This window comes from Pseudoclavibacter caeni (genome assembly GCF_008831125.1).
GTDB lineage: Bacteria > Actinomycetota > Actinomycetes > Actinomycetales > Microbacteriaceae > Pseudoclavibacter_A > Pseudoclavibacter_A caeni.
Map to the genome: position 1 here is coordinate 338,751 of NZ_WBKA01000003.1, position 26,333 is coordinate 365,083.

Sequence of the window (26,333 nt, forward strand, 5' to 3'; positions counted from 1 at the left end):
GCGCGTCTGCCCCGAGCACAGATATCGGCTACGCGGCCTGGTCCTCGCGGGCGCGACGCCGGCGGGCGATCACCAGCACGGCGACCAGGAGGCCTGCGCCGAGCACGGTGAGGATCAGCGTGCCCGTGCCACCGGTGAGCGGCAGGGTGAAGCCGGTGCTGTTGGGCGCGTCGGCGATCGTGGTCGTCGCGACGTCAACCCCGGCAGCGGTGACGTTCACCTTCACCGGCTGGGCAAGCAGCTGATAGCCCTCCGGGGCCGTGACCTCGTTGACCCAGTACGAACGGTAGGAGCCCTCAGCCACGGACTCGCCGTCGACCCAGTCGGAGAACAGCAGGCCGGAGATGACGACGGTGCCGTCGGTCGTGCTCGTCTGGAACGTAGTCTCTCCGTCGACGCTGATCGCATTGACACGGTTCTTCGCGTCGTCCTCGGTTCGGTACACGCTGAACGTCGCCGCCCCGCTGGTCAGCGGATCCCCTGTGGAGGAGTCGGTCTTGGCGATCTTGATGTCGCCGACCTTGATCGTCGCGGGGGTGCTGGTGATGTCTGCAGCGTCGTTGACCGAGAGGGTCGCCGTGTTGTTGATCGCGGCGGACGTCGTCGATTGGGCACCCTTGGCGGTGCTGTTCACCGTTGTCGGGATGCTGAGCGTGACCTGCGCCGTGGGATCCGTGGCCCAGGCCGTGGCCAGCTTCGCACGGCCATCATCCGTGAAGGTGACCGTGACATTCTGCCCAGAGACGGCGACGCTGTAGTCACCTGAGGTGAGGGTCTGTCCAGTGCTGCCGGTCAAACCGACGGTTGGGGCGTTGTCACCCGTGGCGTAGGGGGTGAGTCGTGAGTCCAGCGCGTCCGAGATGACGTACTTGCTGATGGCGGTGTCGCGGGGGATGTCCGCGGTCACCGTCCAGGTGACGTCCTGCCCGACTGCGACCGAGTCACTCTCGTCGACAGCCTTCGACACGGTGACCTTCGAGTTCTTCGGGTAGACGTAGATCGTCGAGAGCCAGGTGTTTCGGTTCTCCGGGTCGGTCATCGGCACGGCCACGAGGAAGTCCTGTGCGGGGGTGACGCCGGCCGGCGCCGCGGTCTCGCGGATCAGGTACAGGCCGCGCGGGGCGTCCGACCATGTGGCGACGCCGCTGGCGTTCGTGGCGTCGAACGTGTGCACTGCGGTCGGGGTCGCGCCGATCAGGCTCTGCGCTGCGGTCACGTCGATGGTGGAGATCTTCTGCTGCCACGCGTTCGATCCCGCGGTGAGGTCCGTGCCACTGTCCTGCACCGGAACGGCGTAGGCGGTGAACGTGACCCCGCTGATCGGCTCTGCCCCCGACGGGATGCCGCTCTGGGCACCCGTCGCGGCGTCGCCCTGCCCCGTCGGGGGTGTGGTGAGCTTCGTGATCGTGATGTCCGACGTCGTCGGGATGTCGTTGTCGTCGGCCTGGGCGACGACCGCGCCGCCCAGGGCGAGCGCGACCGCGCTCACCAAGGCCATGGTCGAGGCGATGATGCCCCGACGCCTCTTTCGTGTGTTCATCATGATTCCCCTTCTGTGGTGGTCTCGGTATGGTCATCGGTGTCGGTGAGGTCCTCGTCGTGCTGCCGTCGGCGCTGGATGGCGCGGGCGAGCACACCGGCGAGCAGGCCGCCGCCGGCGAGCAGCAGGGCGAACAGCCACCATCCGCCGGTGAACGGCAGCTGATACGTCTTCGTGTCGGTGACGGTGATCGTGTATGTGCCGTCGCCGCCCGCGGTCAGCTGCACCTGGGGGTTCTGCCCGCCGGTGTTCTGCACGGTGACCTCGCCGCGCAGGGCTATGTGCACCCGCACGTCGTCGGCGAGCAGTGCATACCCGGCGGGCGCCTTCGTCTCGCGCAGCCAGTAGTAGCCGGGGGCGAGCCCGTCGACGGTGAGCACGCCGGTCTGCCCATCCACGGGGGTCAGCGTGGCGGCGGTGTCAGCGCCGGCCTGGCCGTCGTCATTCGGGTACAGTGCGAACTCCGCACCGTCAACGGCGGCATCGGAACCGTCCTCCCCTGCCCCGGCACCGAGCTTGTGCAAGGCGAACCCGGTCGGCGAGATCGCGCAGTCGGTAAGGGTGTTGGTCAGGCCCTGGCGAGCCGGGGTGCCCGAGCCGAGGTCCAAGGTCGTGAACTCCGCATTCGAGTCACTCGTGGCGGTGCCGGGGTTCGTCAGCACGGTCAGTGCCGACGTGTTGTGCGCCCAGTAGAGGCGTCCGTCGGGCGCGAGTCGGATGGCGCCGGTCAGGCTGGACGTCTTCAGCACGTTGGCGTTCCAGATGCTCACACTGCTCTGTTCAGAGACCTTCGAGTACTGCAGCAGCCTCGCGACGTTTTCGCCGGGATCGGTGATCAGCGTGGAGACGAACAGGGCATCGCTGCCTTCCGGACCGTACTCGACGCTGTAGCCCTGACCGCGGCTGTCACTGATGGTCTGGTCCTTGACCTCGGTGAGCGTTCCCGTAGCCGCGTCGAAGCCAAGTAGATGCAGGTGTGTCTCGTAATTCACGGAAAGCGTTCCGCCGGTCGTGTGTACGGAGGAGATCGCGGCAGCCTGGGTGAGGTCCGGGCTGAACCGGATGTCCTCGTATGCCGTGGCGACATCCGTCGAGGAGGTGACCCCCGACGTCCCCAGCTCCGGGGTGGTCACGGGTGCGGTCGCCGGCCCGTTCGCCGTGAACTGCCAGGCGTCGAGCGTGTACCCATCAGCGGAGAACAGCGAATTGTCGTTGACGCGCTGCGGATTGAGCACCCAGTAGCCAGTGCCGTCGGCGTTCGGCACGGATGCGACTGCGCCCGAGGCGTTCGTGCCGGTTCCGACCGCTGTCGGGGCCGTGGTCACCGCGCCGTGCGCGCCCTCGGTCATGTCGACGACCGCGTACTTCAGCTGGCCGGCGGTCGCGGTGGTCGCGGTGCTCCACACCACGTAGTAGCGTCCGGTACCCTGCGCGGCGGGGAACACGGTGGCTGGGGACGCCCCGGCCCCGATGTCAAGGGTCACCGCTCCGTCATCGGTGTCGGTCATCGCGCCCCCGGACGCGTCGAGGATGCTGCCGCCAGCCACCACGAACTGCAGGTTGCCGGCTGAGTCGGTGACGGTCACGGTGCCGTCCGCCTCATCGAGCCCGGTGAACGTGCCCGCCGCCACACTGGTGCCGTTGGTGCCGAAATCGAGCTGGGCAGCATCCCCGAACGCCCAGTACCGCTGGCTGGCTCGCTGCTCGTCCGCGGTGCACACGCGCAGGGGGGCGGTGTTGATCGTGACGCCCAGGGTGCCGGTGGCGCTGCCGCCGTACTGGTTCGTCGCCGTGTAGGTGACGGAGGTGACCGTTCCGGTGTAGCTGGCGTCCGCCGGGGTGAAGATGACCGTGCCGTCGGTATCCAGCGCCCACGTGCCCTCGCCGGCGACCGTCGCCGAACCGCCGGGGCTCACGGTCTGCCCGTCAACGGTGAGGGTGACCGTGACTTTCGCAGCGTCGTCAGGGCTCACGATGCCTGGTGTGGTTCCATCGTCGACGAGCTGGAACGTGGCGGTACCGCCCGGCTGGATGACCCGGGAGTCGTCTGGCGCCGCCGGGTTGACGACCGCAGTGGCGGTGTCTGTCGCGGAGAGGTTGACGTCACCGGATTCTGAGGTGGCTCCGTGCGCGGTCGCGGTGTTCACCACCTGTCCGACGTCGCGGTCGGCCTCGGTCACCGTGTGGGTGCCGGTGCAGGTGATGCTGTTGGACACGCCGATCGTGGTGGCCGGGCAGCTGAGCGTGCCACTGTCGATCTGGGGGTCATCGAGCGAGAATTGGAAGATGCCGCCGGCCGCGTCCGAGTTCGTGGCGAGGAACTGGTACTGGATCTGGTCGCCGACGGAGTAGGTGCTCTGCGTGGAGCTGACCGTCTTGGTCAGATCGAGCGTCTGCATCGGCGTGACGGTGCCCACGCGCAGCCCACTGATCAGGTGCGTGTCGCTGGAGCCGCCGGTGGACCCCAGGAAGCCGAACTTGATCAGATCCGGCGCGGCCTCGGTCATGGTGCGATCGAGCACCGTCGTGTAATACCCCTCGCCGAAGTCGATCTCGACGGTGACTTCGGGCGCGGTCTCGCCGGACTTGAGCGGGTAGACGGTGATGCGTGTCTTAAGCCCGGAGCCGGTGTCGCTCGCCCCGGTGGAGTAGTCGGCGAGCAGCGCATTGAGCTGGGATTCGGTCAGATTATTGGACGACTGAGAGGTGTTTCCGTGGAGAGAGTATGAGGAGTTCAGGCTGGAGACCTTCACTGTATCTCCGACCGGGCAGTAGCCGCTGCGCCACTGGCCGCTGGAGTTCAGGGCGCCAGGCCCGCGCAGCGTGATCGAGTCGGTCTTCCTCGTCGACGAGGTGTCCGTCCGCGTGCACTGGGAGGTGACATCGGTGGAATTGTCAGCGAAGTTGCCATAGACGTCGAGCCCGACACCGAGGTAGGCGTTGGGCAGGCCGTTCTCGTTGTTCTTGTTGGCATAGCCGAGGCCCCCACCGCTCGAACCGGTGGTCGTGAGTTCCTGAGACCCGTCGGCGAGGAAGAAGCCGATGCCGTCGGCGTGCTCCCCATTGCCGTACTGGTGCTGGGTGAACTCGAGCACGAGCCCGTTCTTCGAGGGCAGGGCCCGGTTGTACAGGGCCGCACCGACCTGGCTGCCCTGGTCGTCGGTGAGCTGCAGGAAGCCCTTGCTGTAGCTCGACGTGGGGGCGCGCACCGATGAGCTGCACTTGCCGAGCGACCCGCTGCTGCCGGCGGTCGTCGCCTTGGTGAGGCACGCCTTGCCGATGCCCTTCCATGTGGAGTCCCCGACTGCAGCGCTGTTGAAGTCCTCCTCCATCAGCCAGGTGGAGCAGCCGATCTCGACCAGCTCGCTGGGCCGCGAGAGCGTGTGGCTGTCGGAATCGGTCTCGTCGGCCAGCACGCTGCGCTTGGCGTAGGTCTGCACGCGCAGATAGCCGTCCTGCGTGCAGGTGTTGATCTTCGTGGCCAGCGTGATCGTGAAGGTCAGGGTCTGCCCGGCGGCGAGCGTGGTGCCCGAGTAGGCGAAGATCACGTCGGACGCCTCGCCGGGGTTGTCGTGGTGCACGGTCTCCGGCGACGTGGCCCCGCCATCCGCGGTGGTCGGGCACGTTCCGCCCGCGACCCCGTCGATGGTCGATGCACAGCTCCAGGACGCGACGGTCACCTGACCGGTGTAGGGCACGTAGTAGGTGTAGCGCAGGTCGAAGGTGACCGGGACATCTCGTGTGTTCGTCCAGGTCGCCTGAAACGTGCGCTCATCACCGGAGAGCACTCGGGAGGGAGCCCCTGACGGGCCCGGGGAGGTGACGGTGTTCTCCATGTCGACGGGCTCGTTGCCGCACAGGTTGTCGCTCGAGACGGTGATCGTGCCGGCGTTCGAGGCGGAGGCGAGATCACTCGTCGCGGTGCTCGCCGCGTCGAAGCTCGTCCTGCTGAATCTGGCCCAGCCTCCGACGAACGGTGTGGCGGTGGTCGCGCACCCGCTGCTCATGGTCACCGTGGTGGTGACGGTGAAGGTGAGCTGCCCGCCGGCCGGCAGGCCCCCGATGAAGGCGAAGGTCTTGTAGTAGGTGTCGGCGGTGGCGTTGATCGTCTGGTCTGTGACCGCGGCGGCGGTCGGGCAGGATGCTCCCCCGCTGGCCTCGCAGCTCACGCTGTACTTGATGGTGGCGTTCACCGCGGCGGTTGTCTCGTGCCAGAACCGGCCGTTGGCGATGGCCGTGGTCCCGTCGTTGTGGTAAGAGACGGTGTAGGTGCGCGTCGCTCCGTCGGCGAGCGACCCCTCCGGTGACCAAGAGCTGGTGACCGTCGGCAGCGGCCCTGTCGCAGCAGGCGTGCCACTGTCGTCCGGAGGCGACGCGGGGTCTGCCGCGGCAGTCTGGGCAGGGAACGGACTGCCACCCATGCCGACGGCGAGCACCAGCAGCAGGAGGGTGGAGAGCACGCTCATGAGCGGCCCGCGGACATGATTCAAGGAACTCCCCTCCTTCCCCAGCGACAGCACGTCCATGCTAGCGTAATCGCCGACATCTGTGCGAGAACTCTCTCCGAGATCAGCACCACCGTGAACGAGCCGTTCCGCCCCGTTCTTGCGCTCAACTCCGCCTCTGAGCGTGCGCCCGTCGTCCCCTCCGGGCACGCAGAACGGGCCGCGCACATCACGAGGATGCACACGGCCCGTTCTCAGGGCCTGGTGTTGGCCCCACCGCCGAGACCCCATGCCCGTCACGCGTCAGTGCGCGGCGTCATACGCCTCGAGGACGCGAGCGGGCACCCGGCCCCGCTCCGACACCTTGAACCCGTTTGCGGTCGCCCAGTCGCGCACCTTCGACAGGTCACGCCGCTTCGCCGAGCGCGAGGAGCTCGACGACCCACCCGACGTGCCGACCCGGCGAGCCCGATCGATGAAGGGCTTTAACGCGTCGGCGAGCTTCTGCTCGTTCTCCTTCGTCAGATCGATGCTGTACTTCGTGCCATTGAACGCGAATGTCACCGTGCCGCCATTGCCCTCTGCAATGGTCGAACCGTCGATGTCGTCAACGCGAAAGATCTTCTCTGCCATGGTCAGCTCCCTTTCCCATAAAATGGGATATCGCTCATAAGCGCTTCGTGTGTTTCACGCGCACTTCTCATGCGAAGCCATTGTCGCAGCGCTGGACGCCGCATGCAACCCGATAAGCGTGCTTCCCGAATGAAATGCATTCGAGCACGGTCGAGCACGGTGCCGCACTTTCATGCCCCACCCGTGCATCCCACCAGACGCGTTCCATTCCGACGAGACTTGCCAGAGGTAATGTCTCAGTCTGAATTCGAATTCCGATTCCGGCCGCCTCGGCTCAGCTGATGCCCAGCTGATCCGCACCGCCGCGAGCACGGCGCCTCACGCGGACCAGGAGCACGCGGTGAGTGCTCCACCGGCGAGCCTCCGACGTAATAGATGTTGTCCGCTCCGCGCCGCCCCAGATACTGGCGTTGAATATGCCCGTGCTCTGCGGGACGACACTCGCAGTCCGCTCGGCGATGCGCATGTCTGACAAGCACAAGGTATCGGCTCGCAGACAGCAGAGGAGGCTGGCATCGCGATGTCATCCGAGAATCCACCCGACCGACGATGCGGAGGCCGGGGCCACCCGACCCGCGAAACCCATCAGTGCGACGGTAGTCCCTGCTTGCGCACGATCCGCGGCACTGGCAGTCCCTCCGCGAGGAACGCTGCGCGCATGGCGCGGGCCGAGACGAATCCTGCCGCATGGGCGACCACGTCCATGGAGACGTCGCACCAGCCTTGGTCGCCGAGCCGGACGCTGGCGAGCTCCACTCGCTGCCGGCGCAGCATCTGCCGCACCGTGGTGCCATGCTCGCGGCAGGCGCGCTGTACTGTGCTCGCCGAGCGGTGCAGCAGGTCGGGAACGTCACCCGCGCTGAACGTCGGATCTGTTCGACGATCCCGTACCAGTTCGGTCACTTGAGAGAACACATCGGCCACGGGAGCCTCGGCCGCCGTCGCCTCCGCTGCCACCGGCGTGCGCGCGACGGCCGAGTCGCCCGGCGTCATCACGCCACCCGGTTGTGGGACGAGTGCCGCCTTCAGAAACTCAGCGATGAGCACGCCCGTCGGCCTCTTCTTCGAGACGGGCACGGTGCTGCCTCGCCCCTCGTGGAACAGTGTGTCCAGCACGAGGGCGAAGGCGAGTCCCAGGCGCGGATTCCAGCAGAGAGGCGCAGTACGGCTGCCTGCACGAACGGCGTGCGTTGCCTCATGGACGCGGACGACGAACAGCACGGCACGTCCCGAGACCCGCATCCTCGGCCACTCCTCCGGAGAAAGAAGCACTGCCTGGCCAGCGCTGAGGAGCATCTGATCAATGCGGCACTTCCCCGTATACACAAGCACAATGGTCAGCCGGCCGGGGGAGTGTTCGATGGCCATGCCGCCCCGGACGTCTACACGGGTCACTGTGACCTCGGGGCCGCTCCCATGTGGCAGGTGCTCCGATTCTTGCGGCAGAGGCGCACAGCGCACGATCGGCATGGCTGCTCACCCCGTTGAACTCTTGATACTGTCCGGATCGGTGGGCGCAGTCATGCTCACCACCGCTTGCTCGGCACTGGCACCCTAAGCTGCCGAGTGGCTGCAGGATTGACTGCCGGCAGGGATTCGGATACAATTCACCCAGAGATTCACCCGGTGGAGGAGAACCGCTCACCCTCAGCTGGGACACGGGTCACCCGTATCAGACGGCGTCCTAGGAAGCGGAGCAGGCCAACACATCGGCGACGCACACTCATAGCGCGCCCAGCATCGGCTTGGACTGAGGCTTCTGTCAGGGGATCAGCGCGCTGCCCCGGCTTCCAATGACACAGTTGCGTCATCTTTCAGCATGATTGCCGCAAGGCTTCGACCCGATCACACCAGCCGACGACCCTTCCCCCTAGGTTCGTGAACGGCAATGCCCGGCGGTTCCCACAGCAGGAGGCATCGCGGCAGCCACACCAGTCCATGAAGAGATGAGGGATGTCCACATGTCTGTTGAAAACATGTCTGATGAAAAGATGAAGAACCGCCGCCCGTCACGGCGGACCCTGCTCAAGGGAGCCGCTTGGGCTGCTCCGGCGGTGACGCTTGCCGCGGCCACTCCGGCATTCGCCGCCGCCAGCCCGGTGGAGCCCAGTCAGGATCCCGCGTACTTCGCTACGGGCGGGCGAGCCACTTACCCCACTGGCGGTGGCACTGGCGTCTTCACCTTGGAGAGTCTCGACAATGACAACAATGCCGCGGTGATGCCGAGCGACACGATCCTCACCATCACCCCGTCTGCAGGCGCGAACTTTACCATCAACAGCGTCACGGGCGGCACCCTGTCCGGCCCCGATGGTAACGGCGTCTACACCGTCACCGCCACGGCAAGCACGACGATTTCCGAGATCAAGGTCAATTACACCCTCGGTGGCGCGGTGGGGAGCACAGTCACTTTCTCCGGCACATCAGCGAGCATCAGCGCGACGGCATCGCATACCGCCACAGTGCAGGCCTGAGTCTGCCTCTCCGAGGCAAGAGGAACAGCGTATTAAGGCTCGGCCCCCATTCGGGGGCCGAGCCTTATGCGTGAGACTGCGAAGAGCCGCTAAGCGTCCGTGCCGAGCAGCTGCAGGTTCAGAACCGAGAAAATGGTCTTGGTCGCAGTGGCGAGCAATGCATTGTCAGAGGCCCGGTACAGGTTGATCGTCAGATCATACCTGGCGTCCACGAGTCCGAGTTTCAGCACGATCGTGTCACCTGCAATCGCTGACCAAGAGAGGTTCAGCACCTGGCTGCCACCGCTGGCGATCGGCTCAACGCTGAAGGTTGTCTTGCTGCCATCAGGCTTCCACGCGAGCAACGCCGCATAGCCGCCTCCGGTATTCACCGCATTGACCCCGCTGGCAGGGCTCACCCCGCTGACAGCGAGGCCGTGTGGCTTCCCTCCAAGGTTCAGCCCCCCACCAACCTGTGGCGCCACGACGATTTCCCCAGTGATCTCGCCACTCTCAAGAGCACCAGTACCGTTCGCGATGGTCAGGGTCTCAGGGACCTGCGCCTTGAGCACATCCGCCCCCAGCACGCTGCCGCCACCGAGCACATTGACCACGGCCACGTCCGTGCTGTTATCTCCCCAGACCGCAGACAGCGTTGTGACCGACGCACTCGCCAGCGGCGCGGTGGCAGCCAGTGCCACCGCCGGGGCCGCCCAGGCGGCGCCCTTCATCAGAGTGCGGCGCTGCACTCCGCGAGCGCCGAGCTCCTCGAATTCATTCGACATGTCGCTTCCTTCCGGTCATGGGCCGAGGCGTCGAGGTGACGTCTCCCCCGCATTGGATGCATGTTCACGCGCAACGCTATGGTGCCGCCGCACGTCTGTCGGCCAATGCACCCAGAAGGTGTAGTCAGTCTGGAAGAACCGAGTCAGTCAGTCAGCCGTGCGCTCGAGCAGCCCGGCCTGCTGCAGCATCTCTGCGGTGTTCGCAGCCTCGACAGCTGCAACGTCCGCGGGCAGCTCAGAGATCGCCTCGATGCGAGTGCCGAGCGCGCGGATGTCCACCGGCCCAGCCTCGCACCAGTCGAGGAGCAGCCGGGCTCCGCCGCTCACGCACACGACCTTCGGCATCGTCCCATCGTCGGCATGGGGCAGGGCGTACAGCACGTCACAGCGGAACACCTCGAGCGCGGGCACCCGGCGCACCCGGTCATCGGGGCGCAGGCGCGCTCCTGCCTCACTCGCCGGGCCGGCAACGCCAAGAGCCCCGTCGACGCGACGCCCACCCGCCACTGTGGCACGCCCCGCCAGGCCGGCCACCGCATCCGCCGCCCGCTCCGACGCCTCCGACTCCGCGGTGACCTCGACATGCCCGCCGTCGACGCGGATGCGCGCGTGCGGGGTGCCCTCCGGCTCCACCGCGCCGCCGAACTCCGGGGCTAACACGACGGTGGCGTCGGCGGCGGTCGCAGGCCGGGTCGACCGCCGCGCAAGACGGGTGACGATGCGCCCTCCCTGACGCACACCGCGCCCCCAGCGCGCGATGTTGCCGCGCATCGTGGCCCAGGCTCCCGGCGGGGTCTCTGGGTGGGCGAGTCGCAGCTGATCACCGTCACGCCACACCGCCCAGCGCATCAGCGCCCACGCCCCGCGCAGCCCATGGGTGCGCAGGTGATTGACCAGCTGTGCGGCACCACCGGCCTCGCCATCGACCCACAGGCGCCAGGCCCGGGCCTCTGCCACGGTTAGATCCGGAACAGGCTCAGCTAGGCCGAATCGCCGAGCGAACGGCTGCAGGACGCTGCCCGCACGAAGGCGAGCGATGACCGGCTGCAGCTCGGCCCACCGCCGTCCTTGGGCGAACCGCTCGGCCATGCGCCCCATCTCTGCACGGGCTCTGGGCGTGTCTCCACTGCGCAGTGCGTTGACCGCGAGCAGCAGCGCATGCCGGTCTGGTGCCGGCACCGGTAGCAGGCCGCCTGCGCTGTGTACCTGCTCCGCGTCCGCGGCCAGTGTCTCGAATGCCTGATCCGCCGTCGCGAAGAAGCCGGGGAAGTAGTAATGCACGTCGATGTCGCAGGGCCACTCGGGGTGCACAAGGGTGACGGAGTGGTAGCGGATGATCTGGAAACGTTGATCGGTCAGCGGCCGGGCCAGCCACCCACGGTCCACGAGCGCCCGCACCAGTCGGCGAAACCCTGGCGGCTCGACAAGCATGTCGATGTCGCCGCCGATCTCGCCGCGCGGCCGCAGTCCCTGTGTCTCTGCGGCGAGTCCCTTGACGAAGAGCACGCGCACACCCTCGGCCCGGGCGACATCGGCCACCCATGCGGCGCCGAGACGGATGCCCACCTCGAGCGGAAGCCTCTGTCGCAACGCCCTCTCCTCGCTCACCTGTCGAACGGTCCGGGGTGCCTCGACCCTGGCCGACGCACCTCCCCCGCCTCAGCCGCTCGCGCCCCACACTGGTGTGACGTGGCAGTGCACGCCCGAGATATTCACGACGGGGTGTTGGGGTCACAGTTCAGGGTACAGGAACCCACGGGCGATCAATGACCGCCGCAGCCCCGCCCGACTGCTCACGTTGTCGCCCAGCGCTCGCAGACGCCGTCTGGCCCGTGCCAGGTGTGCTCGGACGGTGTCGGTGCTCAGCCCGAGCGCCGACCCCAGGGTGTGCGCCGACGGAGCAGCTCCGCCGCAGAACAGCGCGGCGATCTGCAGCTCCCGGTCGGTCAGCAGCACATCGGCCGTCGCGTCCGGACAGGGCTCCGCCCCGCTCCACCTGGATGCGACGCGGGCGATGACCTCGATCAGCTCGACCAGCCGGCTCTGCCTGTCGATGACCGCGCCCGCGCCCTCTCGCAGCAGTCGCCGTTCATGCACCGGCGACGCCCGATGTTGCACGACGATCGCCGGGGCGCCCAGCCTGCGCAGCGCCCGCACTTTGAGTGCGGCCGGCACGTGGTCGCGCAGCTCGGCCTTGCACAGGACCGGGTTCGACAGAGCTGGCCAGGCGGCGGCGAACGACGTCCACGAGCTTGCCACGATGCCGACCTCGAATGCGGCATCCCGATGCTCCGCGCAGTAGGCTGCGAACGCGGCCCCGAGATATGGCGTGTCGTCGACGATATCGATCTTCACGTCCCACCTCCCCGCATGACGACCATGTCCCTCACACTCTAGCGACGACCATGCATCTGCTCATCACCACCGCCCATCGGTTGGACTCCGAGGCGCTGGGGTACGCCCTGCGGCACGAGCTGCCGGGCGATCTCGTCGATGACGTCACCCTGCTGGCCCCGACCGTGCTGGAAGCGCCATCCGCCCCCCTGAGACGGCCGTGCACATGGCTCGTGGTGGACGTGCGGGGTCTGTGCGAGACGGCGCTGCTGCGGGCGATGCGCTGGTGGGTGCAGGCCGGGGCGCAGATCGTCGCACTGCATGACGGGACCTCTGCGGAGCTGATGCAGGCGATGGCGTTCAGCGGTGCCCAGCATCTGGTCGACGTGAGCGAGAGTCTGGACGGACTGGTGGCACTGCTGAGCGACCCACGTGCCGCCGCCACTCACGCACGCGATGTCACCGCCCGACTCTGGGCGAACTCGATCACCCCGGATCGCCTGCAGCTGACCCGGCGCGAGGGCGAGGTGGTCGACCTCTACCTGGACCCCGACGAGCCCTCGATCGCGGAGGTCGCCGAACGCCTGCACATCACCCCGAGCACGGTGAAGGCGCACCTGTCCAGCGTGCGCAAGAAGCTGGGCGGACGACTCGGGCGCAGCCGCCTGGCGCTGCGCCGAGCGCTCGCCGAGCATGGATGGCAGGCATGGTAGTCTGCCCCGTGGGCCGTGAGCGCGCAACCGGCGCGCCGATCGGCCGCCCAATCGCCGATGCATGCCGCCGCTCGAGCATGCGACGCTTCGAAGAGGAATCGCTCCCGTGACACTTGAGGCCTATCTGAGGATCGCACGTCGATACTGGCTCGCCCTGCTCGTCGGTCTGGTCGGAGGCACGCTCATCGCCTTCGCTGTGACCGTGATCCAGCCGAAGACGTACACCGCCGACTCATCCGGATTCATCACCACACCCAGCACGTCCTCGTCCGGCAGCGGTGTCGGGACCGCGGTGGCCGGCGACACCTACGCGAAGTCACGGGCCAAGTCCTACGCCGATCTGGGCAAGAAGCGCGTTGTCGCCGAGGATGTCATCCAGGATCTCGGTCTGAACACGACACCCGAGCAGCTGGTCGACCAGATCACCGTCACCGCCCCGACCGACACCGTGACCATCAAGGTGAGTGCCAAGGCCTCGACGGCACAAGGGGCAAGCGACCTGGCCAACGCCTGGATCCGGGCGATGAGCACCGAGATCGCGAAGCTCGAGAGCGGTGAGAGCGAGAATGCGACGGGCGATGGCACGACTCAGCAGACGACCGCGACGCCGGCCGCCACGCTGACGTCGCTCGAGTCTGCGGCAGTGCCCACCTCGCCCACCTCCCCGAACCGCCGGCTGTACCTTGCGGTCGGGGCCCTCGCCGGTCTGCTGCTCGCCTTCGGCTACGCGCTGCTGCGCAACCAGTACGACAAGCGCATCCGGTCGGCCGATGACGTCGCCCGCACCATGCAGAAGCCCATCATCGGCACTCTGCCGTTGGAAAAGGCCTTGGTCGGCGCAAGCTCTCGACTGATCCAGGATGCCGGCCAGCATGACGCGCGTCGCCATTCCGCTGTCCGGCACATCAGCGAGTCGCTGCGCGAGCTGCGCACGAACATCGACTTCCTCGATGTCGATGATCCGCCTCGGGGAATCGTGATCACCTCGGCGCTGCCGGGCGACGGCAAGTCAACCGTCGCAGCGAACCTCGCGGTGACGATGGCCGAGACCGGCCGCACCGTCATCCTCATCGACGCAGACCTGCGCAAGCCCACGGTGGCGAACACCTTCAACGTGCCTGGCGAGGTCGGCCTCTCCGACGTGCTCGCCGGCCGCGCCACGCTGGAGGTGACGATCACCCGGCCCGATCCGCAGCTCGACCTGTTCGTGCTGCCGGCAGGCAGCATCCCGCCGAACCCCAGCGAGCTGCTCGGCTCTGACGCTCTGCACGAGCTCGTGCAGTCCTTCGTCGCCGAGGGCGCGACCGTGCTGCTCGACGCCCCGCCGCTGCTGCCGGTCACGGATGCCGCTGTGCTGACCGCCCGGACCGATGGCGCGCTCATCGTCGCCTCGGCGGGGCAGACCCGGGTCGACTCACTGCAGCAGGCGCTGGAGCGCATCGACGCGGTCAAGGGCACGACGCTGGGCATCGTGCTCAACCGCGTGCCCACCAAGGGCCTCGACAGCTACGCGTACGGCTACTACGGCGGCGACTACTACGGCGAGGAATCCGACCACAGCTCGAAGCGGCACGGTTCCAGACGCTCTCGGAGACAGCGCCCCACTGCACAGTCACATCCGCGCGCCGTCTCGAGCAGACGGCCACCAGCGCCAGGCACGACGCATGCCCGGGCGCCGCTGGTCGAGTCGCTGCACCGCACCCCGGGCGCGCCGGGGCCTCAGCAGGCCAGGTCCCCGCAGCGGCGTCCGCAACCGCTCCTCGGCCCGTATGACGACGCCACGACGTCCTCGCGCCGCTGAACCGGAACCATGCGATTCCGCGCCGAGACCCGCGACCTGCTCTCGCGCACCCGTGCCGCCGCCGAGCCGCTGAAGTCACCTTCGCCTCCCAACGGAGCGGGGCCGTTCACCGTCGGGTTCGTGTGCACTGCGAACATCTGTCGTTCCGCGTACGCGGAGGCCGCCTTCACCGCGCTGACCGCCGCCGACCCCCGCATGCGGGCGACGAGCGCCGGGCTGCAGGCGGCCACCGGGACCCCCATGGATCCGATGATGACCGAGCAGCTGCTCGACCGGCATCCCGGGGCACCGACCGAGCACCACTCTCGTGCCGTCGACGACGCGTTCATCGCCGAGTGCGACCTGGTGCTCGTGATGACCGCCCGGCATCGCACGCTGCTGCTGCGCAGGCACCCGATGGCCCTGCCAGAGACGTTCCTGCTCACCGAGTTCGTCAGCCTGCTGCCGGCGCTGACCGGAGAGAGGGCCACCCCGCGTGACCTGGTGCGGCAGGCGCACCGCCTGCGCGCCCAGGCCGCAGACACCGCCGACGTGCCCGACCCCCACCGTCGCGCTCCCGACGTCTACGCCGAGGTCGCCATGACACTCGATCGTCTGGTGGCCGGGCTCATCCGCGGGCTGCACTGACTCAGCGGACCAGTCCGCTCTCCCGCAGCACGGCAAGCGCAGCATCCAGCAGCGTCACCATGTCGGCCTCGCCAACGGGCGGCTGCCCTTGCCCCTGCAGCTCGGCCACGAGTGCATCCCACCCGATCTCGCCGCCGGCGAGGGCGAGCTCCTGCCAGATGGCGGCACCGAGCCCCTGCAGACGGTACACCCGGCGGTCGACCAGGGCGAGCACCTCGTCACTGATCCAGATCGCGTCGAGCACGTTCTGCCCGATCCGCACCACCGATGCCGTCTCGTCAGCCGACGCAACCGATGACTCCGGCCCCGCTGGCGCCGGCGCCGGAGCCCGCTGCCCCCTCGACGCCGCATCCGTGGCATCCTGCGCCGGCGCATCCGCCCCGGCGTCTGGCAGGGCCGGCGCCCAGTCGACGGCGACCGGGGCGGACTCGGCCAGCGCCCGGCGCACGACCGGCAGCGCCTCGGCCGCCTCGGCGTAGACGAGCCGGCGCATGCCGCCGCACCGCTCGATCGCCCGTACCACAGCCGCCAGCCGGCCCGGGGTGTCGGCCACGTACGAGATCTGCGGCATCAGGGCGACGAGCGCGTCCGCAGGCTCCATCGGCTCCAGCCGGGGTTCCGTGGGCTCCTCCTGCCGGTCAAGCATGACGAGCAGCGTCGGCCGCAGGGCCGTCTGCGGGGGCCGACGCAGGCCGACCGCGTCCGGCCCGATCTGCACCTTCGGTCGCCCCGGCTGCTCGATGACGGAGAGCGGCTTCGGATACGGCACGATCCGCCCCTCTGGTGTGATCGCGACCGTCTCGTCAGTCACGTACCCGAGGCCGGCGCCCCCAGTGCGTGCGAAGGTGGTCTTGCCCGTACCGCTCGGCGCCGCGAGGATCGCGACCCGGCCCTGCTCATCGCTCAGGCCCAGCGCGTGCAGCATGAGCAGCCGGCGGCGGGCGTCGTCGATGCCCCAGAGGGTCAGCCGCGAGGTGAGCGACTGCTCCGCGTATGCGAGGGTGGGGCCACGCACGGTGCGGGTGTCCGCAGCGGACGCGTCCGCTTCGGCGCCGTCGGTGCGGACACCGCTCCCGGCTTCCTCGCCGGCTTCGCCACGCAGGCCCTCCCCTGCGTCTTGGCCGGCTTCGCCCACACGCAACACCACGTGCAGTGCAGCCGCCCCGGCCTCGTCAGCGGTGACGGCCGGAGCAGTGGATGTCGCATCCACGCATCGTGCCCAGGCCTGTTCGATGCGCCGGCGATCGGACGTCGAGACCTCCGCCCCAAACGTGAGGTCGACGGGGAGCTCGAGAACGCGAAGTCGCACGGCCGCATTCTATCCTGTGTGTCACGAGTCCCCGTGCCGAGCACGTATGCTGATTGTCATGGGAATGTCCGGAGAGAAGCTGTTGCTGCTGCTCTTCGTCGCCGTCCTCGTGATCGGCCCGAAGAATCTGCCGGCCTACGCCCAGTGGCTGGGGCGGATGACCCGCAAGTTCAAGGCGGAATGGCTCGGCCACAAGGACGATATCAAACGCGAGCTGGGCGGTGAGGACGTCGACTGGCGTCAGCTCGACCCCCGCCAGTACGACCCGCGCCGCATCGTGCGTGAGGCGCTGCGAGAGCCCACGCCGCCGCGCCCGGCTCCCCGCGCGCCGGCACAGATCACGCCGGCAGGTGCCGCTGCTGCAGGTGCCACCGACGCAGGCACCGTTCCGGCAGACATCGCTCCGGGAGGCGCCGCCACAGCGGATGCCACCACCGCACGCGCCGCCACCGCGCACCAGGCCAGCGCACAGCCGACGCCGGCGTCTGAGGCGGCGGCCGATGCCCAGCCCCCCGCTGCGGAGGACTGATGCAGGCGCTGCGCCGCGCGCTCCGCAGCCCGTGGGCGCATCTCGTCATCGCGTTCCTCGTCTTCGGGCTCGTGCAGGCGGTGTGCATCAAGGTGTTCTCCGTGCCGAGCGGCTCGATGCAGACGACGCTCGAGGTGGGCGACCGCATCCTCGTCGACCGCACCGCGGGCTGGTTCGGCCGGCAGCCACAGCGCGGGGACGTGATCGTGTTCACGACCGACGACGACTGGGAGACGGCCACCACGGCCACCCCGGCATGGAAGGCCGTGATCAAAGGCACGCTCGGCGCATTCGGCTACGGCCCGGGCAACGCGCATCACCTGGTCAAGCGGGTGATCGCGACGGGCGGCGACACTGTCTCGTGCTGCGACGCCGAGGGGCACCTGCAGGTGAACGGCGAGGCGCTCGACGAGCCCTACGTCTACGACGACCTGCCGTTCACCGCCGGCGTGCTCGACTGCGACACCACGCCACGCTCGCGCCGCTGCCTGCCCGAGATCACCGTGCCCGAGGGGAGTCTGCTCGTGCTCGGCGACCACCGCTCCGTCTCCAGCGACTCGGTCATCGCCTGCCGCGGGCTGACGGATGCCGACCCCGCCGCCGATGGATGCGCCCGGTTCGCCGACGAGCGCGACGTCGTCGGCCACGTGGTCGCCATCGCCTGGCCGCTGCCACGGCTGTCCGGGGCGCCGTAGGGCGGTCTGCCGCTCATCCCCACCTCTTGCACGTGGCCTTGCCCGCAAGTTGTGGACACGGTGTTAAGCGGCGGTGGACTCTAGCCGTCAGCGCAACAGGGGTTTGAGTCTATCGGCTGGGGTGTCGTAGTCGAGTATTTTTCTGGGGCGGGCGTTGAGCCGTGTGGCGATGGCATCAAGGTCTGTCTGAGTGAGGTGGCCCATGCTGGCTCTTTTCGGGAAGTACTGGCGCAGCAGCCTATTCGTGTTCTCGTTCGTGCCGCGCTGTCATGGGCTGCGCGGGTCAGCGAAATACACTTTCATTCCCGTGTTCTTCGTCACGGTCTTATGAGGCTCATCACAATCCACGGTGTAGCTGAGGTCTGAATCCACCGGTCTCGAGTAGCGATCTTGCGATGTAGTTGGTGAGGTTCCGGAAGCCGAGGGCGGAGCCGCGGAGGTGTTCGAGACGGCCGTTGAATCTCCTATGTTTGTCAAGTCGTCGCGAGCTGGGCTCGGGCTGCGGTGTTGAGGTGTCGGTAGATCTCGCGGGCGAGGTATCGCTTGAGGCAGCGGCGGATCTCGCGGATGGTGCGTCCTTCCGCTGTGCGGCGCTCGACGTAGGCGCGGGTGCGGGGGTCCATGCGCATGCGGGTGACGATGGCCATGTGGAGGGCTCGGTTGAGGCGTCGGTCGCCGCCGCGGTTGATGCGGTGCCGGACGGTGTTGCCCGAGGATGCGGGGATCGGGTTCGTGCCGGCGAGGCTGGCGAACGCGGCCTCGGACCTGATCCGGCCCAGGTGTGACCAGGATGTCAGCGCGACTGCGGCGGTGATCGGGCCGATACCTGGTTGATCGAGGAGGCCGCTTGCAGGGCTCTGGCGGACGAGGTCGGTGATCCGCTTGGTAATGTCTTTGAGCTCAGTGTCGAGCGCGGCGACGCGCTTGGCGAGGCGGTTTGCTTCGCCTCGGGCTGTCGCGGTGGCGATGTCTTCGTCGCGTGGTTGCCATGCCGCGATCATGGCGATCTGCGTCGCGGTGAGGGGCCGGCGGGCATCGATGCCGAGATCGACGACGCGCAGTAGCGCGGTGAGCGCGTTGATTGTTGCGGTGCGCTCGGTGCTCATGTGATCACGGGAAGCCAGCAGCACCTTGACGGCGGCACGGACGCCGTCGTCAGCGCGTGGTTCGCGCAGATGGCTGTCCTGGAGCGGGAGTGCTGCGGCACCGATGCGGCGAGAGTCGAGCGGGTCGGACTTTCCGATGCCTCGGTTGGCGCGGGCGTTCATGCGAGGAGCCTCGACGACCGTGTATCCGGCATCGGCTGCGGTGCGCGCCAGGCGTGCTCCGTAGGTTCCGGTGCCCTCGATCACCCAGAGCACGCCAGCATCACCGTCGGTGCGGCGTCCGGCCCAGGCGACGGCTCGTGACAGACCCGCTGTGGTGGCGGGGAACTTGGCCTCATCGAGGATCTCACCGGTGGGGCAGGCCAGGATCGATATGGCGTGGTTGCGGGCGTGGGTATCCACGCCGATGACGAACGGGCGGGCATGCGCGACGATAGCCATGGCGATCGACGCTCCTCTCTTCAAACGGACAGGGTCACGGTCGCTGAGCGGCCGACGCCAGTCCGGGAAGAGGTCACGTCGGGGCGAATCTGTGATGGGCCACGACCCCTGCGGGGCCGGGCAGTCTCCTGATGAGGTCACCGAGGTGGGCCGGATGGCGCCGGCCGCGCCGACCCGAGCGGACAATTCAACGGAAAGACACCGCGAGCGGGCCAATTGCTTCGAGAGTCACACCCCGGTCGACACGACCGACATCCATCCTGACCAGCCAGTCCCAGACCAGCCAAAGCAAGACTCACAGATCGCTTCGGTGGGGCCGTTGCTGGTGCCGGGCCGGCCGAAGTAGGCAAGCACGTCAGCAGCCCGGTTCTTGAGGGTTCGGCCGAGCGATCGGAGCTCGATGAGCGCGGCAGGGACTCCGCTGGCGAGGCTGGCGATCAGCTTGCTCATGAGGTCGCGGCCTCGGGCAGGGTCGGGGTCGCGGTAGGCGGTGATCATTCGCTGGTAGGCGGCCCAGGTGACCTCGACGGCGACGTGCTGGTCGTCGGCGAACAGGGCGTCGAGCCGGGTCTTCTGTTTGTCGGTGAGCAGGCTGGTGCCGGTGTGCAGGGTGCGGCGCGCGGAATAGAGCGGGTCGCCGGCTCGGCCGCGGTGGCCGTGGAGATCTTGCTGGATCCGGCGGCGGCACTTGTCGAGGGCATCGCCGGCGAGGCGGACGACGTGGAAGGGGGCCATCACCGCGACCGCGTCAGGCAACTCCTCGGTAGTGGCGGTCTTGAAGCCGGTGAAACCGTCCATCGCGACCACCTCCACGCTGTCTCGCCAGACCTGGTCACGCTCAGCAAGCCAGGTCTTGAACACACTCTTGGAGCGGCCCTCGACCATGTCGAGCAGCCGTGCTGGACCGATGCCGGTGCGTGGCCCGGTCAGGTCGTTGATCACGGTGACGTACTTGTCGCCCTTACGCGTGTGCCTCCAGACGTGCTCGTCGACCCCGATCGTGGTGACACCCTCGAACCGGCCGGGGTTGTTGATCAGGACCCGCTTCCCTTCGGCCAGCACCGCGTCGTTGGCGGTGTTCCATGACACCGCGAGTCCCTCCGCGATCCGTGCCACGGTGAGGTGTTGGATCACAATGCCCTCCAGTGCCCACCGAAGCCCGCGGCGGGACAGCCTGGCCTTGGGCTCGGCCGCCTTCGTCATGTCCTGGCGCCACACATGACAGCAATCAGCGCACCGGTACCGGCGGACGAGCACTTCCAGCACGGTCGGCCGCCACCCCAGCGGTTCATGCGCGAGCCGACGCACCACGGTGTCCCGCAACCGTCCGCGTTGGCCGCACCGGTGGCACCAGTCGTCAGGCTCCACCACCCGACAAGCGATGACCGCCCGTTGCGGTTCGACTCGTTGCCCGACCGCGACGAGCCCCAGCTCGTCGAGCCGGCAGAAGGTGGTCAGATCAGGCGCAGCGAAGGTAGCGTCAGGCACGTCGAGGTCTTCCAGATGCTCGGTGTGAGAACCTCCATCATCGGAAGACCTCGACCCCTACCCAGTGACCGACGCGCCGACCACCATCACACCCCGCCTACACCCCGGATTGTGATGAGCCAGACAAGTACGTGACCGTGATCATCGACCTCACCCCCGTCAGGAACCGGACCGGGCCCTCACGGCTGCTCGACATGGTCCCCGGCCGCTCGAAACAGGCGTTCAAGACCTGGCTCGCCGAACGCCCCGACGACTGGAAGCAGCACGTCGAGGTCGTCGCGATGGACGGATTCACCGGGTTCAAGACCGCCGCCACCGAGGAGCTCCCGGACGCGACGACGGTGATGGACCCGTTCCACGTCGTCCACCTCGCCGCCGACGCCCTCGACCGCTGCCGGCAGCGCGTCCAGCAGACCACGACCGGGCATCGTGGCCGGGCCGGAGACCCGCTCTACACGGCCCGACGCACCATGCACACCGGGGCCAGTCTGCTCACCGACCGGCAACGGGAACGGCTCATGATCCTGTTCACGAGCTCGGAGCACGTCGAGGTCGAGGCCACCTGGGGCATCTACCAGCGCATGCTCTGCGCCTACCGGGCCCCCGACCGAACTGCCGGCAGGACCGCGATGGAAACGCTCATCGAATCGGTCTCGAGCGCGGTCCCCGCAGCCCTCACCGAACTCCGAACGCTCGGCCGAACCCTCAAGAACCGGGCTGCTGACGTGCTTGCCTACTTCGGCCGGCCCGGCACCAGCAACGGCCCCACCGAAGCGATCTGTGAGTCTTGCTTTGGCTGGTCTGGGACTGGCTGGTCAGGATGGATGTCGGTCGTGTCGACCAGGGCGTGACTCTCGAAGCAATTGGCCCGCTCGCGGTGTCTTTCCGTTGAATTGTCCGCTCAGGTCGGCGCGGCCGGCGCCATCCGGCCCACCTCGGTGACCTCATCAGGAGACTGCCCGACCCCCTCGGGGTCGTGGCCCATCACAGATTCGCCCCGACGTGACCTCTTCCCGGACTGGCGTCGGCCGCTCAGCGACCGTGACCCTGTCCGTTTGAAGAAAGGAACGTCGATCGCCATGGCTATCGTCGCCCATACCCGCCCGTTCGTCATCGGCGTGGATACCCACGCCCGCAACCACGCCATCTCAATCCTGGCCTGCCCCACCGGTGAGATCCTCGATGAGGCCAAGTTCCCCGCCACCACAGCGGGTCTGTCACGAGCCGTCGCCTGGGCCGGACGCCGCACCGACGGTGATGCTGGCGTGCTCTGGGTGATCGAGGGCACCGGCACCTACGGGGCGCGTCTGACGCGCGCCGCATCGGATGCCGGATACGCGGTCGTCGAGGCCCCGCGCATGAATGCCCGCGCGAACCGCGGCATCGGCAAGTCCGATCCCTTAGACGCGCGCCGCATCGCTGCTGCAGCGCTCCCGCTCCAGGATACGCAGCTGCGCGAGCCACGCGCTGACGACGGTATCCGCGCCGCAGTCAAGGTGCTGCTGGCATCTCGTGATCACATGAGCACCGAGCGCACCGCGACGATCAACGCCCTCACCGCGTTGCTGCGAGTGGTCGACCTCGGAATCGACGCCCGCCATCCGCTCACCTCGACGCAGATCGTCACGATCGCCGCATGGAGAACACGCGACGAAGACCTCGCCACCGCTACAGCCCGAGGCGAAGCCACCCGTCTCGCCAAACGCGTCGCCGCACTCGACACTGAACTCAAGGACATCACCAAGCGGATCACCGATCTCGTCCGTCAGAGCCCTGCAGGCACACTTCTTGACCTGCCCGGAATCGGGACGGTCACCGCCGCAGTCGCATTGACCGCGTGGTCACACCTGGGCCGCATCAGATCCGAGGCCGCGTTCGCCAGCCTCGCCGGCGCCAGCCCGATCCCCGCGTCCTCAGGAAACACCGTCCGGCACCGCATCAACCGCGGCGGCGACCGACGCCTCAACCGAGCCCTCCACATGGCCATCGTCACCCGCATGCGCATGGACCCCCGCACCCGCGCCTACGTCGAGCGCCGCACCGCCGAAGGGCGCACCCTCCGCGAGATCCGCCGCTGTCTCAAGCGATACCTCGCCCGCGAGATCTACCGACACCTCAACGCCGCAGTCCGAACCCAGCTCGCGACGACTTGACAAACATAGGAGATTCAACGGGCGCCTCGAACACCTCCGCGGGATAGCCCTCGGGTTCAGAAACCTCACGAACTACACCACCCGAGCACTCCTCGAAACCGGAGGCTTCAAACCCCAGCTACACCGATAGATGCGAAGAGCCTGTTTATCTCAACCACGGTTGGCCGGTGCCCTGTGGCGATGACTTTCGATATAGGCCCTCGAGTCTGCCGATGAGCTGAAGGTAAGCATCAGAAATTGAATACAATTTAGGTTTTCTCAGCCATACGGTTGCTGAGCTGACTAATGGCCATAGTCTTAAAGCTAATGGGTAATTGTGCTTGCGGTAAATATAGCCGTTCCCTCTTGCATAGGAGCGTATTTTGCTCCTCTTTTGCTGTTTGGATAGGCCTGCGAATTCTCCCACTCCATGTACGGAAAGACTGTTATCCCAAAGGATGGTCGGGGCGGGTACCTGCTCCATTATTCGTAAGTATAGGTCGGTTCCCTCGCCGGATTGCCAAGGGGAAGGCGCTCCTGTGCCTAACTGTTCGTCGAACCCACCTAGTGATCTGAAGATGTCGGTGCGAACTAAAGTTACGGGTTCGATTGCTTTCCAGATTCGTATTTTGGAAATAGGCTCTAGTAAATAAGGGGCGTCGATCCCTGAAGGGATTTTTGATCGTGGGCCTGTCGGGTCTTGGATAGTCCCAGCAATCAGATGCGGCGCTGAGGCTATTGTGGCAGCTAGTCGACGCAGTCTATGAAAGAAATCTTCTGTTGGTAAAGTAGTATCATTGGGGAACCAATAGTAGTCTCCATAGCCGGGGAATTCATTGGCGGCTGCGTTACGCCCGGCTGATAGACCGTGCAATGAGGAAGTTGTAATTTGCACAGTTGTGGATAATGAATTTATATGGCGGATAAAAGAGGAGGGAGGTTCGGTGGTGCTTTGATTGCATATAGCGACTTTTACCTCTGCGTCGCCCTGTGCGTTTTCGATGTTTTGCAAAAGGCGGTAAAGCGGGCCCCATCGTCCAATTGTACTAACTGCACAATAAATGCGCGGTCGATATTCTGAACCAGTTTGAGGTGTTTCGGGCTGCATTTTCTCTGATGCCATTTTCTGAAGTTGGCACTGCTGAGCTGGGACTGCTAGCTAAGCAACGTGCTAAGTGAAGTTTCGTATCCGCTTTTGCGGAGTGGTTCGGCGGTGCGGCGGAGGTCGTCGTCTGTGAGGAATCCCTGCCGCCAGGCGGTTTCTTCGGGGGAGCCGATGAACAGCCCCTGCCGAGCCTGGACGGTGCGGATGAAGTTGGTGGCGTCGTTGAGGCTGTCGAAGGTGCCGGTGTCGAGCCAGGCGGTGCCGCGGGGGAGGACTTCGACGTGGAGCTGGCCTCGTTCGAGGTAGGTGCGGTTGACGTCGGTGATCTCGAGTTCCCCGCGGGGTGAGGGCTTGAGGGTCTTGGCAATGTCGATGACCTGGTTGTCGTAGAAGTACAGGCCGGGGACGGCGTAGTCGCTCTTCGGGTGGACGGGCTTCTCCTCGAGGGAGATGGCCTTGCCGGTGTGGTCGAATTCGACGACGCCGTAGGCGGTGGGGTCGGAGACCTGGTAGCCGAACACGGCGGCGCCGGTGATGTGGTTGAAGCGTTTCAGCTGGGTGCCGAGCCCGGCACCGTAGAAGATGTTGTCGCCGAGGACGAGGGCGACGCTGTCGGAACCGATGTGGTCTGCGCCAAGGATGAAGGCCTGGGCGAGCCCGTCCGGGGAGGGCTGGACCTTGTAGGTGAGGTTGATGCCGAACTGGGAGCCGTCACCGAGCAGGCGGCGGAACTGGTCCTGGTCGTGCGGAGTAGTGATGATGAGGATGTCCCGTATCCCGGCGAGGATCAGGGTGGACAGGGGGTAGTAGATCATTGGCTTGTCGTAGACGGGCACGAGCTGCTTGCTGATGCCGTACGTGATCGGGTGCAGTCTGGAGCCGGTTCCCCCGGCGAGGATGATGCCACGCATGCAACCCATTCTCCCACACGGCGCACACCCGACGCACTGCGAAGCCTCGGGCTTTACCACTGTTTTAGTGGACACCGGAGCTGGCGGGATTCGTTCTCGTCAGGGGAGAATGCCTCAAAGCATAAGCAGATGTCTGAGCGTAAGAGGCGGCGGTCGTTCACCCCGGAGTAGCGTTGTCAGGCCGCATGGCCGGGGCGCACGATCGCTGCGGTTGCGCGTTGAACGTTGGAGAGCAGCTGCTGGGCTGGTGGGGGCCGCGGAGCGGCCCCTCACTGCCACGGCTTCGACGGGGTGGCTGGATGGTTGAGGAACGCGCCGAGCCGGCGCGGCTGCGCCGGGAGAATGCGGAGCTACGGAAGGACAACGAGTTTCTGGCCAGTGCTCTCCGCGGTGGTAGAGGGCCGCAGCCTTCTTCGCGTTGGACCGTCAGTGAGCGAGTGCTACGAGCTGATGGGGCGAGAGAGGGCGAACTTCGAGATCACTCGGATGGCGAGGCCGGTGGGCGAGTCCAGGACCGGGTTCTACGGGTGGTGGGCTCGCTGTGCCGCTGGCCCCGGCCCACGAGCTGCCGCACGGGTCAGTGCGCGACGCCTGGGTGCGGCAGGTGTTCGTCGATCCACAGGCCATGTACGGGGTACCACGGGTGACCGCCGAGCTCGCCCGTGAGGGCATGGCTGCCGATCGGAAGACGGCGGTCGCCTCGATTGCACGGCAGGCCTGGAAGGCATCATCCTGCGCCGGTTCACCCCGGTGACCACCATCCCCCGGTGCTGATACGCATCACATTTCCGACCGGGTGGAACGGGCTTGGGACACCGGACAGCTGGACAGGGCGCGGGGTCTCGGACATCACGCATCTGCGCTGCGCCTAGGGGGGCTGTACCTGTCCGCCGTGATCGACGCACACTCCAGACACTTGGACGGGCAAGGCGATGGATGCGACCAGATCTGGGGTCTGCTGTGGGCTTGGTTGACTCTGGGATTGTTTACTCCGTGTGGGGTTTACAGGAAAATGAGGAACCGTGCCGAAGAAGTACAGTGACGAGTGGCCTTACCCGGCTCATCGCGGATGGGAGTGTAGGAGCGGTCTGAATCCGCCGGCTTCGAGGAGCGATCTGGCGATGTAGTGTGTGAGGTTCCGGAAGCCGAGTGCGGAACTGCGAAGGTGCTCGAGCCGGCCGTTGATGGCCTCCGTCGGTCCGTTGCTCGTGCCGGGGCGGTCGAAGAACGCGAGGATGTCGACGGCGCGCTGTTTGAGCGTGCGGCCGAGGCGGCGGGCCTCGGTG

19 protein-coding genes and 3 pseudogenes are annotated in these 26,333 nt (G+C 67.0%); 9 read left to right on the forward strand and 13 right to left on the reverse strand.

The annotated features are described in order from the left end of the window. Positions 1 to 28: 28 nt before the first annotated feature. The 4 genes from F8O02_RS05730 to F8O02_RS05745 form a co-directional block, all read right to left on the reverse strand. On the reverse strand, positions 29 to 1,543 hold the full coding sequence (locus F8O02_RS05730) for a SpaH/EbpB family LPXTG-anchored major pilin (RefSeq protein WP_158036272.1): 1,515 nt from the start codon (positions 1,541 to 1,543) through the stop codon (positions 29 to 31). Beyond that, entirely contained in the window at positions 1,540 to 6,030 is a 4,491-nt protein-coding gene (locus tag F8O02_RS05735; protein WP_158036273.1) for a DUF7507 domain-containing protein, read from the reverse strand. The genes F8O02_RS05730 and F8O02_RS05735 overlap by 4 nt, the downstream gene beginning before the upstream one ends. 258 nt (positions 6,031 to 6,288) lie before the next feature. Next, positions 6,289 to 6,618: a histone-like nucleoid-structuring protein Lsr2 gene (locus F8O02_RS05740; protein WP_158036274.1), complete on the reverse strand. Its 330-nt coding sequence runs from the start codon at positions 6,616 to 6,618 to the stop codon at positions 6,289 to 6,291. Between the two features lie 585 nt (positions 6,619 to 7,203). Next, a complete protein-coding gene (locus F8O02_RS05745) occupies positions 7,204 to 7,986 on the reverse strand; it encodes an AraC family transcriptional regulator (RefSeq protein ID WP_179416368.1) in 783 nt (260 codons plus the stop codon). A 593-nt stretch (positions 7,987 to 8,579) separates the two neighbouring features. On the opposite strand from F8O02_RS05745, the gene F8O02_RS05750 reads away from it, so the two are divergent. Further along, a complete protein-coding gene (locus tag F8O02_RS05750; protein WP_158036276.1) occupies positions 8,580 to 9,092 on the forward strand; it encodes a hypothetical protein in 513 nt (170 codons plus the stop codon). 89 nt (positions 9,093 to 9,181) lie between these two features. Here the strand turns inward: F8O02_RS05750 and F8O02_RS05755 are convergent, their stop codons facing one another. The 3 genes from F8O02_RS05755 to F8O02_RS05765 form a co-directional block, all read right to left on the reverse strand. Continuing rightward, positions 9,182 to 9,856: a hypothetical protein gene (locus tag F8O02_RS05755; protein WP_158036277.1), complete on the reverse strand. Its 675-nt coding sequence runs from the start codon at positions 9,854 to 9,856 to the stop codon at positions 9,182 to 9,184. 147 nt (positions 9,857 to 10,003) lie between these two features. Continuing rightward, positions 10,004 to 11,446: a nucleotidyltransferase family protein gene (locus tag F8O02_RS05760; protein WP_179416369.1), complete on the reverse strand. Its 1,443-nt coding sequence runs from the start codon at positions 11,444 to 11,446 to the stop codon at positions 10,004 to 10,006. Positions 11,447 to 11,587: 141 nt separating this feature from the next. Further along, the gene (locus F8O02_RS05765) at positions 11,588 to 12,211 is read right to left on the reverse strand and encodes a hypothetical protein (RefSeq protein WP_179416370.1); all 624 of its coding nucleotides are present in this window, start codon (positions 12,209 to 12,211) and stop codon (positions 11,588 to 11,590) included. Positions 12,212 to 12,261: 50 nt separating this feature from the next. Here F8O02_RS05765 and F8O02_RS05770 point away from each other — a divergent pair, with 50 nt between their 5' ends. The 3 genes from F8O02_RS05770 (at position 12,262) to F8O02_RS05780 (ending at position 15,331) form a co-directional block, all read left to right on the forward strand. Continuing rightward, positions 12,262 to 12,903, forward strand: coding sequence for a helix-turn-helix transcriptional regulator (locus tag F8O02_RS05770; RefSeq protein WP_179416371.1), 642 nt, complete (start codon positions 12,262 to 12,264; stop codon positions 12,901 to 12,903). Positions 12,904 to 13,009: 106 nt separating this feature from the next. Then, entirely contained in the window at positions 13,010 to 14,704 is a 1,695-nt protein-coding gene (locus tag F8O02_RS05775) for a polysaccharide biosynthesis tyrosine autokinase (protein WP_179416372.1), read from the forward strand. A 9-nt stretch (positions 14,705 to 14,713) separates the two neighbouring features. Then, entirely contained in the window at positions 14,714 to 15,331 is a 618-nt protein-coding gene (locus F8O02_RS05780; RefSeq protein WP_158036282.1) for an arsenate reductase/protein-tyrosine-phosphatase family protein, read from the forward strand. A gap of 1 nt (position 15,332) precedes the next feature. On the opposite strand, the gene F8O02_RS05785 is transcribed toward F8O02_RS05780, so the two are convergent. Continuing rightward, positions 15,333 to 16,640, reverse strand: a complete 1,308-nt coding sequence (locus F8O02_RS05785; RefSeq protein WP_158036283.1) for a hypothetical protein — start codon at positions 16,638 to 16,640, stop codon at positions 15,333 to 15,335. A gap of 46 nt (positions 16,641 to 16,686) precedes the next feature. On the opposite strand from F8O02_RS05785, the gene F8O02_RS05790 reads away from it, so the two are divergent. Together F8O02_RS05790 and lepB are read left to right on the forward strand one after the other, a co-directional pair. After that, on the forward strand, positions 16,687 to 17,169 hold the full coding sequence (locus F8O02_RS05790; RefSeq protein ID WP_218859611.1) for a Sec-independent protein translocase subunit TatA/TatB: 483 nt from the start codon (positions 16,687 to 16,689) through the stop codon (positions 17,167 to 17,169). Next, a complete protein-coding gene (gene lepB / locus F8O02_RS05795) occupies positions 17,169 to 17,864 on the forward strand; it encodes a signal peptidase I (protein WP_158036284.1) in 696 nt (231 codons plus the stop codon). The genes F8O02_RS05790 and lepB overlap by 1 nt, the downstream gene beginning before the upstream one ends. Positions 17,865 to 17,951: 87 nt before the next feature. On the opposite strand, the pseudogene F8O02_RS09205 reads toward lepB, so the two are convergent. The 3 genes and pseudogenes from F8O02_RS09205 to F8O02_RS05810 all read right to left on the reverse strand — a co-directional run. Beyond that, positions 17,952 to 18,194: pseudogene (locus F8O02_RS09205) on the reverse strand (IS30 family transposase); the annotation flags it as partial. A gap of 143 nt (positions 18,195 to 18,337) precedes the next feature. Further along, entirely contained in the window at positions 18,338 to 19,411 is a 1,074-nt protein-coding gene (locus F8O02_RS05805) for an IS110 family RNA-guided transposase (protein WP_158036285.1), read from the reverse strand. A gap of 300 nt (positions 19,412 to 19,711) precedes the next feature. Continuing rightward, positions 19,712 to 20,899, reverse strand: a pseudogene (locus tag F8O02_RS05810) (ISL3 family transposase); the annotation flags it as partial. Positions 20,900 to 21,021: 122 nt separating this feature from the next. On the opposite strand from F8O02_RS05810, the pseudogene F8O02_RS05815 reads away from it, so the two are divergent. Further along, positions 21,022 to 21,678, forward strand: a pseudogene (locus F8O02_RS05815) (ISL3 family transposase); the annotation flags it as partial. A gap of 300 nt (positions 21,679 to 21,978) precedes the next feature. Beyond that, on the forward strand, positions 21,979 to 23,052 hold the full coding sequence (locus F8O02_RS05820) for an IS110 family RNA-guided transposase (protein ID WP_158036319.1): 1,074 nt from the start codon (positions 21,979 to 21,981) through the stop codon (positions 23,050 to 23,052). 1,134 nt (positions 23,053 to 24,186) lie between these two features. On the opposite strand, the gene rfbA is transcribed toward F8O02_RS05820, so the two are convergent. After that, positions 24,187 to 25,047 carry a glucose-1-phosphate thymidylyltransferase RfbA gene (rfbA, locus tag F8O02_RS05830; protein WP_158036286.1) on the reverse strand — a complete coding sequence of 287 codons (861 nt, stop codon included), beginning with the start codon at positions 25,045 to 25,047 and terminating at the stop codon, positions 24,187 to 24,189. Between the two features lie 541 nt (positions 25,048 to 25,588). On the opposite strand from rfbA, the gene F8O02_RS09015 reads away from it, so the two are divergent. Continuing rightward, positions 25,589 to 25,801, forward strand: coding sequence for a hypothetical protein (locus F8O02_RS09015; RefSeq protein ID WP_179416373.1), 213 nt, complete (start codon positions 25,589 to 25,591; stop codon positions 25,799 to 25,801). A gap of 306 nt (positions 25,802 to 26,107) precedes the next feature. Here F8O02_RS09015 and F8O02_RS05835 read toward each other — a convergent pair. Beyond that, on the reverse strand, positions 26,108 to 26,333 hold a 226-nt coding region (locus tag F8O02_RS05835), incomplete at its 5' end, for a transposase (RefSeq protein WP_158036287.1).

What these genes read in the sequence shown, in the direction of transcription:
- F8O02_RS05820 (WP_158036319.1), top strand. Translation starts at nt 21,979, where the DNA reads ATGGCTATCGTCGCCCATACCCGCCCGTTCGTCATCGGCGTGGATACC.
- F8O02_RS05730 (WP_158036272.1), bottom strand. Translation starts at nt 1,543, where the DNA reads ATGATGAACACACGAAAGAGGCGTCGGGGCATCATCGCCTCGACCATG.
- F8O02_RS05745 (WP_179416368.1), bottom strand. Translation starts at nt 7,986, where the DNA reads ATGGCCATCGAACACTCCCCCGGCCGGCTGACCATTGTGCTTGTGTAT.
- rfbA (WP_158036286.1), bottom strand. Translation starts at nt 25,047, where the DNA reads ATGCGTGGCATCATCCTCGCCGGGGGAACCGGCTCCAGACTGCACCCG.
- F8O02_RS05770 (WP_179416371.1), top strand. Translation starts at nt 12,262, where the DNA reads ATGCATCTGCTCATCACCACCGCCCATCGGTTGGACTCCGAGGCGCTG.
- F8O02_RS05740 (WP_158036274.1), bottom strand. Translation starts at nt 6,618, where the DNA reads ATGGCAGAGAAGATCTTTCGCGTTGACGACATCGACGGTTCGACCATT.
- lepB (WP_158036284.1), top strand. Translation starts at nt 17,169, where the DNA reads ATGCAGGCGCTGCGCCGCGCGCTCCGCAGCCCGTGGGCGCATCTCGTC.
- F8O02_RS05790 (WP_218859611.1), top strand. Translation starts at nt 16,687, where the DNA reads ATGCTGATTGTCATGGGAATGTCCGGAGAGAAGCTGTTGCTGCTGCTC.
- F8O02_RS05780 (WP_158036282.1), top strand. Translation starts at nt 14,714, where the DNA reads ATGCGATTCCGCGCCGAGACCCGCGACCTGCTCTCGCGCACCCGTGCC.
- F8O02_RS05750 (WP_158036276.1), top strand. Translation starts at nt 8,580, where the DNA reads ATGTCTGTTGAAAACATGTCTGATGAAAAGATGAAGAACCGCCGCCCG.
- F8O02_RS05805 (WP_158036285.1), bottom strand. Translation starts at nt 19,411, where the DNA reads ATGGCTATCGTCGCGCATGCCCGCCCGTTCGTCATCGGCGTGGATACC.
- F8O02_RS05755 (WP_158036277.1), bottom strand. Translation starts at nt 9,856, where the DNA reads ATGTCGAATGAATTCGAGGAGCTCGGCGCTCGCGGAGTGCAGCGCCGC.